This window comes from Pseudorhodobacter ferrugineus DSM 5888 (assembly GCF_000420745.1).
Lineage (GTDB): Bacteria > Pseudomonadota > Alphaproteobacteria > Rhodobacterales > Rhodobacteraceae > Pseudorhodobacter > Pseudorhodobacter ferrugineus.
The window spans coordinates 1-12,401 of record NZ_ATVN01000032.1 but is presented as its reverse complement, the minus strand read 5'-3'; the positions used below and the strand labels follow the sequence as shown (position 1 = coordinate 12,401).

At 55.1% G+C, this 12,401-nt stretch carries 22 protein-coding genes; 21 read left to right on the top strand and 1 reads right to left on the bottom strand.

The features are described from left to right. The 5 genes from tuf to G560_RS0117815 form a co-directional block, all read left to right on the top strand. On the top strand, nucleotides 1-1,118 hold a 1,118-nt coding region (gene tuf / locus G560_RS0117835; RefSeq protein ID WP_022705294.1), incomplete at its 5' end, for an elongation factor Tu. Nucleotides 1,119-1,195: 77 nt separating this feature from the next. Beyond that, complete coding sequence (gene rpsJ / locus G560_RS0117830) at nucleotides 1,196-1,504, top strand: 30S ribosomal protein S10 (protein WP_022705636.1); 309 nt, start codon at nucleotides 1,196-1,198, stop codon at nucleotides 1,502-1,504. Between the two features lie 11 nt (nucleotides 1,505-1,515). Next, nucleotides 1,516-2,364, top strand: a complete 849-nt coding sequence (gene rplC / locus G560_RS0117825) for a 50S ribosomal protein L3 (RefSeq protein ID WP_028914253.1) — start codon at nucleotides 1,516-1,518, stop codon at nucleotides 2,362-2,364. Beyond that, on the top strand, nucleotides 2,354-2,974 hold the full coding sequence (gene rplD, locus G560_RS0117820) for a 50S ribosomal protein L4 (protein WP_022705634.1): 621 nt from the start codon (nucleotides 2,354-2,356) through the stop codon (nucleotides 2,972-2,974). Before rplC ends, rplD begins: the two co-directional genes overlap by 11 nt. Beyond that, a complete protein-coding gene (locus tag G560_RS0117815) occupies nucleotides 2,971-3,267 on the top strand; it encodes a 50S ribosomal protein L23 (RefSeq protein ID WP_022705633.1) in 297 nt (98 codons plus the stop codon). Before rplD ends, G560_RS0117815 begins: the two co-directional genes overlap by 4 nt. A gap of 51 nt (nucleotides 3,268-3,318) precedes the next feature. Here G560_RS0117815 and G560_RS0117810 read toward each other — a convergent pair whose 3' ends face one another. After that, a complete protein-coding gene (locus tag G560_RS0117810; RefSeq protein WP_022705632.1) occupies nucleotides 3,319-4,299 on the bottom strand; it encodes a hypothetical protein in 981 nt (326 codons plus the stop codon). Nucleotides 4,300-4,567: 268 nt separating this feature from the next. Between G560_RS0117810 and rplB the strand changes: the two genes are divergently transcribed. From rplB to rpmD, 16 genes are all read left to right on the top strand, one after another. Beyond that, entirely contained in the window at nucleotides 4,568-5,407 is an 840-nt protein-coding gene (gene rplB / locus G560_RS0117805) for a 50S ribosomal protein L2 (RefSeq protein ID WP_022705631.1), read from the top strand. 3 nt (nucleotides 5,408-5,410) lie between these two features. Beyond that, nucleotides 5,411-5,689: a 30S ribosomal protein S19 gene (rpsS, locus tag G560_RS0117800; protein ID WP_022705630.1), complete on the top strand. Its 279-nt coding sequence runs from the start codon at nucleotides 5,411-5,413 to the stop codon at nucleotides 5,687-5,689. 3 nt (nucleotides 5,690-5,692) lie between these two features. Then, on the top strand, nucleotides 5,693-6,073 hold the full coding sequence (gene rplV, locus G560_RS0117795) for a 50S ribosomal protein L22 (protein ID WP_022705629.1): 381 nt from the start codon (nucleotides 5,693-5,695) through the stop codon (nucleotides 6,071-6,073). Continuing rightward, nucleotides 6,073-6,783, top strand: coding sequence for a 30S ribosomal protein S3 (rpsC, locus tag G560_RS0117790; protein ID WP_022705628.1), 711 nt, complete (start codon nucleotides 6,073-6,075; stop codon nucleotides 6,781-6,783). Before rplV ends, rpsC begins: the two co-directional genes overlap by 1 nt. Before the next feature lie 13 nt (nucleotides 6,784-6,796). Next, nucleotides 6,797-7,210, top strand: a complete 414-nt coding sequence (gene rplP / locus G560_RS0117785) for a 50S ribosomal protein L16 (protein ID WP_022705627.1) — start codon at nucleotides 6,797-6,799, stop codon at nucleotides 7,208-7,210. A gap of 598 nt (nucleotides 7,211-7,808) precedes the next feature. After that, entirely contained in the window at nucleotides 7,809-8,051 is a 243-nt protein-coding gene (rpmC, locus tag G560_RS0117780; RefSeq protein WP_022705626.1) for a 50S ribosomal protein L29, read from the top strand. A gap of 12 nt (nucleotides 8,052-8,063) precedes the next feature. After that, nucleotides 8,064-8,297 carry a 30S ribosomal protein S17 gene (gene rpsQ / locus G560_RS0117775; protein WP_022705625.1) on the top strand — a complete coding sequence of 78 codons (234 nt, stop codon included), beginning with the start codon at nucleotides 8,064-8,066 and terminating at the stop codon, nucleotides 8,295-8,297. 68 nt (nucleotides 8,298-8,365) lie between these two features. Further along, nucleotides 8,366-8,734, top strand: a complete 369-nt coding sequence (gene rplN, locus G560_RS0117770) for a 50S ribosomal protein L14 (RefSeq protein ID WP_022705624.1) — start codon at nucleotides 8,366-8,368, stop codon at nucleotides 8,732-8,734. Then, nucleotides 8,734-9,039, top strand: a complete 306-nt coding sequence (rplX, locus tag G560_RS0117765; RefSeq protein ID WP_022705623.1) for a 50S ribosomal protein L24 — start codon at nucleotides 8,734-8,736, stop codon at nucleotides 9,037-9,039. The genes rplN and rplX overlap by 1 nt, the downstream gene beginning before the upstream one ends. After that, on the top strand, nucleotides 9,039-9,599 hold the full coding sequence (gene rplE / locus G560_RS0117760; RefSeq protein WP_022705622.1) for a 50S ribosomal protein L5: 561 nt from the start codon (nucleotides 9,039-9,041) through the stop codon (nucleotides 9,597-9,599). The genes rplX and rplE overlap by 1 nt, the downstream gene beginning before the upstream one ends. 17 nt (nucleotides 9,600-9,616) lie before the next feature. Next, nucleotides 9,617-9,922, top strand: a complete 306-nt coding sequence (gene rpsN / locus G560_RS0117755) for a 30S ribosomal protein S14 (RefSeq protein WP_022705621.1) — start codon at nucleotides 9,617-9,619, stop codon at nucleotides 9,920-9,922. Between the two features lie 12 nt (nucleotides 9,923-9,934). Next, a complete protein-coding gene (gene rpsH, locus G560_RS0117750; protein ID WP_022705620.1) occupies nucleotides 9,935-10,333 on the top strand; it encodes a 30S ribosomal protein S8 in 399 nt (132 codons plus the stop codon). 10 nt (nucleotides 10,334-10,343) lie between these two features. Continuing rightward, on the top strand, nucleotides 10,344-10,877 hold the full coding sequence (gene rplF / locus G560_RS0117745) for a 50S ribosomal protein L6 (RefSeq protein WP_022705619.1): 534 nt from the start codon (nucleotides 10,344-10,346) through the stop codon (nucleotides 10,875-10,877). 11 nt (nucleotides 10,878-10,888) lie between these two features. After that, the gene (gene rplR, locus G560_RS0117740) at nucleotides 10,889-11,248 is read left to right on the top strand and encodes a 50S ribosomal protein L18 (protein ID WP_022705618.1); all 360 of its coding nucleotides are present in this window, start codon (nucleotides 10,889-10,891) and stop codon (nucleotides 11,246-11,248) included. A 102-nt stretch (nucleotides 11,249-11,350) separates the two neighbouring features. Then, nucleotides 11,351-11,917, top strand: coding sequence for a 30S ribosomal protein S5 (gene rpsE, locus G560_RS0117735; RefSeq protein ID WP_022705617.1), 567 nt, complete (start codon nucleotides 11,351-11,353; stop codon nucleotides 11,915-11,917). A 2-nt stretch (nucleotides 11,918-11,919) separates the two neighbouring features. Continuing rightward, nucleotides 11,920-12,117 (top strand): 50S ribosomal protein L30, encoded by a 198-nt coding sequence (gene rpmD, locus G560_RS0117730; RefSeq protein WP_022705616.1) that lies wholly within the window; start codon nucleotides 11,920-11,922, stop codon nucleotides 12,115-12,117. Nucleotides 12,118-12,401 lie beyond the last annotated feature (284 nt).

Below are 12,401 nucleotides of genomic sequence, written 5' to 3'. Positions count from 1 at the left end.
ACGTTGACCACGGCAAAACGACGTTGACAGCTGCGATCACGAAGTATTTTGGCGAATTCCGCGCCTATGACCAGATCGACGGCGCACCCGAAGAAAAGGCACGCGGGATCACGATCTCGACTGCGCACGTGGAATATGAGTCGGAAGCCCGTCACTACGCCCACGTCGACTGCCCCGGCCACGCTGACTATGTGAAAAACATGATCACCGGTGCGGCGCAGATGGACGGCGCGATCTTGGTTGTGAGCGCGGCTGATGGCCCAATGCCACAGACCCGCGAGCACATCTTGCTCGGCCGCCAGGTAGGTATTCCCTACATGGTCGTTTACATGAACAAGGTTGACCAGGTCGACGACGAAGAGCTGCTGGAACTGGTGGAAATGGAAATCCGCGAGCTTCTGTCCAAGTACGATTACCCCGGTGATGACATTCCGATCATCCGTGGTTCGGCCTTGCACGCAATGAACGGCACGCGCCCAGAGATTGGTGAAGAGTCTATCCGCGCGCTGATCAAAGCGGTTGACGAGTATATCCCGACCCCTGCACGCGCTGTTGACCAGCCGTTCTTGATGCCAGTTGAAGACGTGTTCTCGATCTCGGGTCGTGGCACTGTTGCCACGGGTCGTATCGAGCGCGGCATCATCAAAGTCGGCGAAGAGATGGAAATCATCGGCATCCGCGACACCAAGAAAACCGTGTGTACCGGTGTTGAAATGTTCCGCAAGCTGCTGGATCAAGGTCAAGCTGGCGACAACGTGGGTCTTTTGCTGCGCGGTGTTGACCGTGAGGGCATCGAGCGCGGTCAGGTTCTGTGTAAGCCAGGTAGCGTTAAGCCGCACACCAAGTTTGAAGCAGAAGCCTATATTCTGACGAAAGAAGAAGGTGGCCGTCACACGCCATTCTTTGCGAACTACCGTCCACAGTTTTACTTCCGCACGACCGACGTGACGGGCACAGTAATGCTGCCGGAAGGCACTGAAATGGTTATGCCTGGCGACAACCTGAAGTTCGAAGTTGAACTGATCGCCCCAATCGCCATGGAAGAAAAACTGCGCTTCGCCATCCGTGAAGGCGGCCGTACCGTCGGCGCTGGCGTTGTATCGAAAATTATCGCTTAATTACTGGCAGAGGGGTTGGGCCCGGTGTTGTAAAACATCGGGCCTGATTTCCCGCCAAGCCTAAAGGGCACCAAAACATGTCAAATCAAACGATCCGTATCAGGCTGAAAGCCTTCGATTACCGGGTGTTGGATGCGTCCACACAGGAAATCGTAAACACCGCGAAACGTACCGGCGCCACCGTGCGCGGCCCGATTCCGCTGCCCAACAAAATTGAGAAGTTCACGGTTCTCCGTGGTCCGCACATCGACAAGAAGTCGCGCGACCAGTGGGAAATCCGGACGCATAAGCGTCTTCTCGATATCGTCGACCCAACACCACAGACCGTGGACGCGCTGATGAAGCTCGACCTCGCCGCCGGTGTTGACGTCGAAATCAAAGTATAAGGGGGCATCAGATTATGCGCTCTGGCGTTATTGCAAAGAAGCTGGGCATGACCCGGCTGTTCCTCGAAGACGGCAAGCAGGTTCCTGTAACCGTTCTTCAACTCGACAACCTGCAGGTTGTGGCACAGCGTACCGCTGATCGGGATGGCTATACAGCTGTTCAGCTTGGTGCCGGTCTGGCCAAAGCCAAGCGGACCACTGCTGCCATGCGCGGCCATTTTGCCAAGGCTTCGGTTGAGCCAAAGCGCAAGATTGCCGAATTCCGCGTGACTGCGGATTGCATGATCGATGTGGGCGAAGAAATCACAGCTGACCATTACTTTGAAGGTCAGTACGTGGACATCGCCGGCACTTCGATCGGTAAAGGTTTCCAGGGTGCGATGAAGCGTCACAACTTTGGGGGTCTTCGGGCATCCCACGGTGTGTCGGTCAGCCACCGTTCGCACGGGTCCACGGGCCAGTGTCAGGATCCGGGTAAGGTTTTCAAAGGCAAGAAAATGGCGGGCCACATGGGTTCGGCACGGATCACCACGCAGAACCTGCAAGTCGTAAAGACAGACAGCGATCGCGGGATCATCATGGTAAAGGGCGCAGTGCCCGGCTCCAAGGGTGGTTGGGTGACCGTCAAGGACGCGGTCAAGAAAGCCGTTCCTGACAACGTGATCATGCCAGCGGCTCTGCGCTCGGCTGGTGAAGCAGCCAGAAAGGCCGCAGAAGCAGCAGCAGCGGCAGCCGAAGAAGAAGCAGCACGCGCGGCTGAATTGGCAGCAGCAGCGGCAGCCGCCGAAGATGCAGCAGAAGCAGCGGCAGCAGTCGATGCTCCAGCGACAGAAGATGGAGGCGACAAAAATGAAGGCTGATGTCATCAAGCTGGACGGCGGCAAAGCCGGTTCCATCGATCTGAATGATGAGCTGTTTGGTCTTGAGCCACGCGCCGACATCTTGCACCGTGTTGTGCGCTGGCAGCGGGCGCGTGCCCAAGCGGGCACACACTCGACGCTGGGTCGTTCGGATGTAAGCTACTCGACCAAGAAGATTTATCGCCAAAAAGGCACCGGTGGCGCACGTCACGGTGACAAAGGCGCGCCGATCTTCCGTCACGGTGGTATCTACAAGGGCCCGACACCGCGCAGCCATGCGCATGATCTGCCCAAGAAGTTCCGTGCGCTCGGTCTGCGTCACGCGCTGTCGGCCAAGGCCAAAGCGGGTGAGCTGATCATTCTGGACGCGGCGACCATGACCGATTCCAAAACCTCGTCCCTTGCCAAGATGGCCAAGGAACTGGGCTGGAAGCGCGTTTTGATCATCGACGGTGCAGAATTGGACGGTAACTTTGTGCTGGCCGCACGCAACATCGACACAATCGATGTGCTGCCAAGCATGGGCGCAAACGTCTATGATATTTTGAAGCGGGATCAGTTAGTGATCACCAAAGCAGGTATCGAAGCACTGGAGGCTCGTTTGAAATGAGCGTGAAACCAAACCATTACGATGTGATCCGCAAGCCGATTATCACTGAAAAAGCAACCTTGGCGTCAGAAGCCAATGCTGTTGTTTTCCAGGTGGCGATGGATGCAACCAAGCCGATGATCAAAGAAGCTGTTGAAGCTGTCTTTGGCGTCAAAGTGAAGGCCGTGAACACGACCATCACCAAAGGCAAGGTCAAGCGGTTCAAAGGGCGCCCCGGCGTTCGTTCGGACAAAAAGAAAGCCTATGTGACGCTGGAAGAAGGCAATACGATCGACGTGTCCACCGGGCTCTGATTGGCACATAGTTGCAAAGGAAGGCCCCTGCGATTGCGGGGGCCTTTTTCGTTATTTCTGCAATAGGAAATAATGGCTTCCAAGCAATTCGCTGACAGCCCAGTGTTTGACGCGGAACACTTCACCTTTCAGGGTGAGGGTGGCGCGGTCGTCCCTATCGGTGGGGCTGATACCAAGCGCGCGGAACAAGGCCCCGCGAATTTGCGTATTGGAAATGCGTTCGTTTCGCAGGACGTAATCGTCCCATAGAAAGTGAAAGGCCACTTCAAACTCAAATTCTCTTATGTTTTCTGCATTATAGTGATTGATCTCAAATTGTATAAAAATGTCCATAGGTTTGGAGTCTGCGCCTTGTCCGCCGCAGAACAGGCCCGAGGTGGCATCTTTGGTTTCGGCTGCAAAGCCCCGCGCGCGCGCCGCATTTGCGATGGCACGCAGGTCTGGCGCATTGTCCACCGCGACCTCCTTGAACAGGCGGACCATTTTCTGCAAAGGGGTGCCTTCGGCAATAAGCGCGGCCTGTTCGGCAGGGGAGGGGCGATCTTTTAGCCAGATGTTTTGCTCAAGGCTCAACTCTACCGCAGGGCCGCCATTCAACGTGAACAGGGAGGGCAGGATCCCCAAATCCATCCCGCGTCCGCCAATCGGCTTGGCCGACCAGAACCGGCCTTTGTAAAACTGGCTGTGGCGCGGCGGAGGAAACCAAGCCGTTTTCTTCCAGATCTGTTGGGTGGTTTCCGTCAAGGCGGTTTGGGACTTTACGAAAGCAAGAAGCCCCTCGCGCGCCTCTGACGTATCGGAAACAACAAGACTGACCACACGTGGCCAATCCTTGCGGCCCTCAAAGCAGCTAAAGGCAAGGGGCATATCGGGGTTCTGAAACAGGATTGATGTATCTTCGGGACCAGTGTTGTGGAAAAGCCTATGGGTTTCCACAAACCCCATTTCAGACAGGACACGCGGAAGAGTTGGTATATGGTCGATATTGGCCAGACAGACCTTGCGAAACATCGCCATGGCGGCATCGTGCATTTTAGGGCCTCCAGAGGGGGTGAAGCGTCAGATTGGCAGGTGCGGGGCGCGTTGCCAATCATGGACACTCTGCCCGCGCCGATTTCTGAGGCATTGCGCGGAAAAAACGTTGCCCCGCATGGACAGCCCTAACCATTCCTGCTACTCCCCCGCTATTCCAATGGCCCCGGATTCGTTCCGGGGCTTTGGAATTTATGTTGGGGACCTTCGGGGCCCTGTAACCTAGGGCCGCAAACTGCGGTCCTCAAGCTAGCGGAAGACAGAGAGCATGGCACTCAAGTCGTACAAACCGACGACGCCTGGCCAACGAGGGTTGGTTCTGATCGACCGTTCGGAGCTGTGGAAAGGCCGTCCGGTCAAAGCCCTTACTGAGGGTTTGACCAAATCGGGTGGCCGGAACAACACCGGACGTATTACAATGTGGCACCACGGCGGCGGCGCAAAGCGCCTGTACCGTATCGTGGACTTCAAACGCACCAAACGCGACATGACTGCGGTGGTTGAGCGGATCGAGTACGATCCCAACCGGACCGCGTTCATTGCCTTGGTGAAGTATGAGGATGGTACGCTTAACTACATCCTCGCTCCGCAGCGTTTGGCCATTGGGGACAGCATCATCGCTGGCGCCAAGACCGACGTAAAGCCGGGCAACGCAATGCCTTTTTCGGGCATGCCTATCGGTACAATCGTTCACAACGTCGAAATGAAGCCAGGCAAGGGCGGGCAGATTGCACGCGCAGCCGGCACCTACGCCCAGTTCGTAGGTCGTGACGGTGGGTACGCGCAGATCCGTTTGTCTTCGGGCGAATTGCGTCTGGTGCGTCAGGAATGCATGGCGACGGTTGGTGCCGTTTCCAACGCAGACCATTCCAACCAGAACTTTGGTAAAGCGGGCCGTATGCGCCACAAGGGCATCCGCCCAACCGTTCGCGGTGTGGCTATGAACCCAATCGATCACCCACACGGCGGCGGCGAAGGCCGTACCTCGGGCGGTCGTCACCCGGTTACTCCATGGGGCAAAGGCACCAAGGGCAACCGCACCCGTTCGAACAAGACCACGGATAAGTATATCCTCCGGTCGCGTCACGCCAAGAAGAAGGGCCGCTAATACATGGCACGTTCAATCTGGAAAGGCCCGTTCGTTGATGGCTACGTCCTGAAAAAGGCCGAAAAGTCACGCGAAGTTGGCAAAAACGAAGTGATCAAGATCTGGTCGCGTCGTTCCACCATCCTGCCGCAGTTCGTCGGTCTGACGTTCGGCGTGTACAATGGTAAAAAGCACGTTCCTGTTAACGTGACCGAAGAAATGATTGGCCAAAAGTTCGGTGAATATTCGCCGACGCGGACCTACTATGGTCACGCAGCCGATAAAAAAGCCAAGAGGAAATAAGTCATGGGCAAGGCAAAAAATCCGCGCCGCGTGGCCGATAACGAAGCAATGGCTCTGGCCAAAATGCTTCGCACCTCGCCGCAAAAGCTTAACCTCGTTGCTGGCCTGATCCGCGGCAAGAAAGTTGACAAGGCTTTGGCCGACCTCACCTTCTCGAAAAAGCGTATCGCTCAGGACGTGAAAAAGTGCCTTCAGTCGGCTATCGCCAACGCTGAAAACAACCACGGTCTTGACGTGGATCAGTTGATCGTTGCTGAAGCTTATTGCGGTAAGAATCTGACGTTGAAGCGTGGCCGTCCGCGGGCACGTGGCCGTTTCGGCAAGATTATGAAGCCGTTTAGCCAGCTGACGATTTTGGTACGTCAAAAAGAGGAGTCTGCATAATGGGTCAGAAGGTCAATCCGATCGGTATGCGCCTCCAGGTTAACCGTACCTGGGACAGCCGCTGGTTCGCGGAAAGCAAAGACTACGGCAACCTGTTGCTGGAAGATCTGCGCATGCGCGAATTCATCCACAAGGAATGCCTGCAAGCCGGCATTTCCAAAGTCATCATCGAGCGTCCGCATAAAAAGTGCCGTGTGACCATTCACACAGCACGTCCGGGCGTGATCATCGGCAAAAAAGGCGCTGACATTGAAGGCCTTCGCAAGAAGCTTTCTGTGTTCACGGCTTCTGAATTGCACCTCAACATCGTTGAGATCCGCAAGCCAGAGATGGACGCCAAGCTGGTAGCCGAGTCGATTGCACAGCAAATGGAGCGTCGGGTCTCTTTCCGCCGCGCCATGAAGCGTGGCGTTCAGAACGCGATGCGCATGGGGGCCTTGGGCATCCGTGTGAACGTGGCTGGCCGTCTGGGTGGCGCCGAAATCGCACGTACCGAATGGTACCGCGAAGGCCGCGTTCCCTTGCACACGCTGCGGGCTGACATCGACTATGCACACCACGAGGCAACCACTGCCTATGGTATCATCGGTGTGAAAGTTTGGATCTTTAAGGGCGAAATCCTTGAGCATGATCCACAAGCACATGATCGTCGTCACGCTGAGGCACAGGAAGGCGCTGTTCCGCGTCAACCGCGCCGCGAACGTAACTGAGGGAGCATAAAAGATGTTGCAACCTAAACGGACTAAGTTCCGCAAACAGTTCAAAGGCAAGATCAGCGGCGAGGCCAAAGGTGGTTTCTTGTTGAACTTCGGCACCTTTGGTCTGAAAGCAACCGAGCCAGAGCGTGTAACCGCTCGCCAGATCGAAGCGGCCCGCCGCGCGATCACTCGTCACATGAAGCGTCAAGGCCGTGTCTGGATCCGGATTTTCCCGGATGTTCCAGTTTCGTCCAAGCCGACCGAAGTGCGGATGGGTAAAGGTAAGGGTTCTGTCGATTATTGGGCGGCACGGGTGAAACCCGGTCGTGTGATGTTTGAAATCGACGGCGTTTCCGAAGTGATCGCACGTGAGGCCCTGCGCCTTGGCGCGATGAAGCTTCCAGTCCTGACCCGCGTCGTTCAGCGCGAAGATTGGTAAGATTTTTCCTTCGGGAAAAATCGGTGCGGTGTAGAGAATTACGAACGTAATTCGCGGGCCGCACACGGATCAGAATATAAAACCCCGCTGGAAACAGCGGGGCTTTTTTTGTTGTATAACTCATGCATTGACAAGGGTTTTGATGCTATGAAAGGTGCAAACTCGATCATCATACTAATCGAGGGAGAAAAAGAGTGTTCTTTACAAAAGTTGCGTATGGTATCGCGTGGCTAGCTTTCATACCGAGTGCTGTCGGTTATTTAATCCTCATGCTTGCTGTGTGGACTAACAATATGGCCGCAGCTGCAGAGGTATTCGGAACTCGTTTCGTGGCGTCTTCCGGCTCATTTGCAGAAGGGATTGCGGTTGGTGTCGCATTCGGAGTTGCCGCGGAAATAAGCTTTGCGATTGGTGAACGTGTTCGTCCTTAGCCGCGGCCGATTTGACCAACTTCCCCCTTGCCCTCTCCCCCCCATCCCCCTATACGAACCCATCCAGCGATTCCGGCGTTCCGGATTCGTTGGTCTATCATTGACTCCATCGGGCATAGGGTAACCCTCGCGGGCCTTCCGGTGATGTGAAAAAGGAAGAAAAGCACATGGCCAAAAAAGCCACTGCGAAAGAAGCGCCGAAGTCGATCGCTTCTGAGTTGAAGACAAAAACACCTGACCAGCTGCGCGATAGCTTGGTTGCGTTGAAGAAAGAAGCTTTCAACCTGCGTTTTCAGCAGGCCACTGGCCAGCTTGAGAATACCGCGCGTATGCGCACCGTCCGTCGTGACGTTGCCCGTATCATGACGGTGTTGAACCAAAAGGCGGCTGAAGCCGCCATCTCGAATTAAGGAGCCTGAATTATGCCCAAACGCATCCTGCAAGGCACCGTAACCGGCGACCAGAACAACCAGACCATCACTGTGTCGGTTGAACGTCGCTTTAAGCACCCGCTGTTTCACAAGACTGTTCGTAAGTCCAAGAAGTACCGGGCGCATGACGCAAACAACCAGTTCAAGGTTGGGGACACTGTTCGTATTGAAGAGTGCGCGCCAATTTCGAAAACCAAACGCTGGACGGTGGTTCTGGACGCGTAAGCGCCCTGCCACCCAAGGCCATTTTACGAAACCCTGGGGGATAAGCCCCAAAGGTCGGGAGAAACCAAATGATCCAGATGCAGACCAACCTGGATGTAGCTGACAACAGCGGCGCTCGCCGTGTTCAGTGCATTAAGGTTCTGGGCGGTTCGCACCGTCGGTATGCTTCGGTCGGCGACATTATTGTAGTGTCGGTGAAAGAAGCCATTCCGCGCGGTCGTGTTAAGAAGGGTGACGTGCGTAAAGCCGTTGTCGTTCGTACCGCCAAAGAAGTCCGTCGTGAAGACGGTACCGCAATTCGTTTTGACCGCAACGCTGCGGTCATCTTGAACAACCAAGGTGAGCCCGTTGGCACCCGTATTTTCGGGCCAGTGGTTCGTGAGCTTCGCGCTAAGAACTTCATGAAGATCATCTCGCTGGCTCCGGAGGTGCTCTGATGGCTGCGAAACTGAAAAAGGGCGACAAAGTCGTCGTGCTGACTGGCAAGGACAAGGGCAAAGAGGGCGAAATTTCGTCTGTGAACCCAGAAGTTGGCAAGGCAATCGTTGATGGCATCAACATGGCCATCCGTCACACCAAGCAAAGCCAAGGTACGCAGGGCGGCCGCATCTCGAAAGCGATGCCGATCCAATTGTCGAACCTCGCGCTGATTGATGCGAATGGCAAAGCAACCCGCGTTGGTTTCCGTATGGAAGACGACAAAAAGGTGCGTTTTGCCAAGACCACGGGGGATGCAATCTGATGCTCGACCAAGCAAATTACACCCCGCGTTTGAAGGGCATTTTCAAGGACACGATCCGTGCCGCCTTGAAAGAAGAATTCGGCTACAAGAACGACATGCAGATCCCGCGTCTTGATAAGATCGTGATCAACATGGGCGTTGGCGAAGCTGTCAAAGACACGAAAAAAGTGAAGAAGGCGGCTGAAGAGCTGTCGCTCATCGCTGGTCAAAAGGCTGTTGTCACCCACGCTAAGAAATCCATCGCTGGTTTCCGCGTTCGTGAAGAAATGCCGCTTGGCTGCAAAGTGACTTTGCGCGGCGACAAAATGTACGAATTCCTTGATCGTCTGATCACCATCGCTTTGCCGCGCGTGCGCGACTTCCGCGGTGTGAAGCCGACCTCGTTCGATGGCCGTGGCAACTATGCCATGGGTCTGAAAGAACAGATCGTATTCCCAGAAATCAACTTCGACCAAGTGGACGAAGTTCTGGGCATGGACATCATCATCTGCACCACCGCGAAGACCGACGCGGAAGCGAAGGCATTGTTGAAGAATTTCAACATGCCCTTCACAGCGTAAGCGGGAGGAATAGAGATATGGCTAAGAAATCAATGGTTAACCGCGAAGTAAAGCGCGCAAAGCTGGTGGCACGTGATGCCTCCAAGCGCGCCGCTTTGAAAGTGGTGATCAAGAACCAAGAGCTGCCGATGGAAGAGCGCTTTAAAGCGACTTTGAAACTGGCTTCGCTTCCCCGCAACGGTTCGGCTGTGCGTCTGCACAACCGCTGCCAGCTGACGGGTCGTCCGCATGCGTACTATCGCAAGCTTAAACTTTCGCGCATCATGCTGCGTGATCTGGCCTCGTTCGGTCAGATCCCCGGCATGGTCAAATCCAGCTGGTAAGGAGGTCTCACAATGATGATGAACGATCCTATCGGTGATATGCTGACACGTATTCGCAATGCGCAAATGCGTGGCAAATCGACCGTTAAGACGCCTGCTTCCAAGCTGCGCGCATGGGTTCTGGATGTGCTGGCCTCTGAAGGCTACATCCGTGGTTATGAGAAAGCCGAGACCGCAGACGGTCAGGGCGAAATCACAATCAGCCTGAAATACTTTGAAGGCACGCCTGTCATTCGTGACTTGAAGCGCGTCTCCAAGCCAGGTCGCCGGGTTTATATGGCATCGAAGGACATTCCTTCGGTCCGTAACGGCCTTGGTGTTTCCATCGTCTCCACGCCTAAGGGCGTCATGTCCGATGCAGCTGCACGATCCGCCAATGTTGGCGGCGAAGTGCTCTGCACCGTGTTCTAAGGAGGGCAAGATGTCTCGTATTGGTAAAAAACCGGTTGAACTGCCCAAGGGCGTTTCCGCGTCCCTGTCCGGCCAAACCATCGAAGTCAAAGGGCCGAAAGGCACCCGTACCTTCGGTGCAACTGATGATGTGACGATCACGATCGAAGACAATGTTGTGACGGTGACCCCGCGCGGCATGTCTAAGCGTGCGCGTTCGCAGTGGGGTATGACTCGGAACCAGATTGAAAATCTGGTGACAGGCGTGACCACAGGCTTCAAGAAAGAGTTGGAAATTCAGGGTGTTGGTTATCGCGCTGCGATGGCGGGCAACATTTTGAAACTGTCGCTGGGCTACAGCCATGATGTGAACTTTGAAGTTCCGGATGGCGTGACCGTGACGGCTCCGAAGCAAACTGAAATCGTTGTGGAAGGCATTGACCAGCAGGTTGTCGGTCAGGTCGCTGCGAATATCCGTGAATGGCGCAAGCCGGAGCCCTATAAGGGCAAAGGCATCCGCTATAAGGGTGAATTCGTATTCCGCAAAGAAGGCAAGAAGAAGTAAGGGGCGCAAAAATGGCGAACACAAAACGAGAGTTGTTCCTCAAGCGCCGCTTGCGCACACGGAACAAAATCAAGGCGATGGCAAACGGGCGCGCGCGTCTATCTGTTCATCGGTCCAGCAAGAACATCAGCGTCCAGCTGATCGACGACGTAAACGGCGTGACTTTGGCCGCAGCCTCGACCCTCGAAAAGGATCTTGGTTTCGTGGGCAAAAACAACATCGAAGCGGCGACGAAAGTTGGTGCAATGATTGCCGAGCGGGCGAAGAAAGCTGGGATCGAGAATGTCTATTTCGATCGTGGTGGTTTCCTGTTTCACGGCAAGATCAAGGCTTTGGCCGATGCTGCCCGTGAAGGTGGTCTGAAGTTCTGATATAAGTGGGTGGCGTTCGCGCCACCCCGATGATCCGGGGGCAGTGCCCACCAGGATTGGTTCATATGGCGCGGACCCCGCGCATGATACGAGGAATGCCTAATGGCAAGAGAAGATAACCGTCGGGACAATCGCGGTGGCCGCGAAGAGACTCCGGAATTCGCAGATCGCTTGGTTGCGATCAACCGTGTTTCCAAAACTGTAAAAGGCGGTAAGCGCTTTGGTTTCGCAGCCCTCGTGGTTGTGGGCGACCAAAAAGGCCGCGTTGGTTTTGGCAAGGGTAAAGCCAAGGAAGTGCCGGAGGCCATCCGTAAGGCAACCGAGCAGGCCAAGCGTCAGATGATCCGTGTGCCGTTGAAAGACAGCCGCACGCTGCATCACGACATGGAAGGCCGTCACGGCGCGGGCAAAGTGGTCATGCGCACAGCCGTACCGGGTACTGGCATTATTGCCGGTGGTCCAATGCGTGCTGTGTTTGAAATGTTGGGCCTGCAGGACGTGGTGGCGAAATCCATCGGCTCGCAGAACCCTTACAACATGATCCGCGCCACAATTGATGGCTTGAAGCAGGAAACCAGCCCCCGTCAGGTCGCGCAGCGTCGCGGCAAGAAGGTTGCTGAAATTCTGGGCTCCAAGCCTGAAGCTGCTGCTGAAACTGTGGAGGCTTGATCATGGCTGATACCAAAAAAACCATCGTCGTAAAGCAGATCCGTTCTGCCGCGCGTCGCCCAGCGATCCAGACCGCGACCCTGAAAGGTCTTGGCCTGAACAAAATGAACCGCACCCGTGAATTGGAAGACACACCTTCCATCCGCGGCATGGTCTCGAAAATCTCTCACCTTGTAGAGATCATCGAAGAGCGTGGTTGAGGTGGTGGTGCGCTGAGGCGCACCCTACGTTAGATTTGAGCGCCCCGTGGGAAACTGCGGGGCGTTTTTTGTTTGAGTTTTTGTTATGAGTGTGTTGCTTGGTTGGCAAATGATCTGATCAAGTTTGGAGTATTTAATTGTCTGGGACACATATTATCCCCACCTACGCCTCTATTAGGTTCTCTTGCCCTGAATAGCCCCTAGTTTCCTAGACACCTTGCAGCTTCAGTTTCTGCTGCTGTTCAAAGTCGATCGGTGACAGCATCCCGTTCCTAACGTGTTTG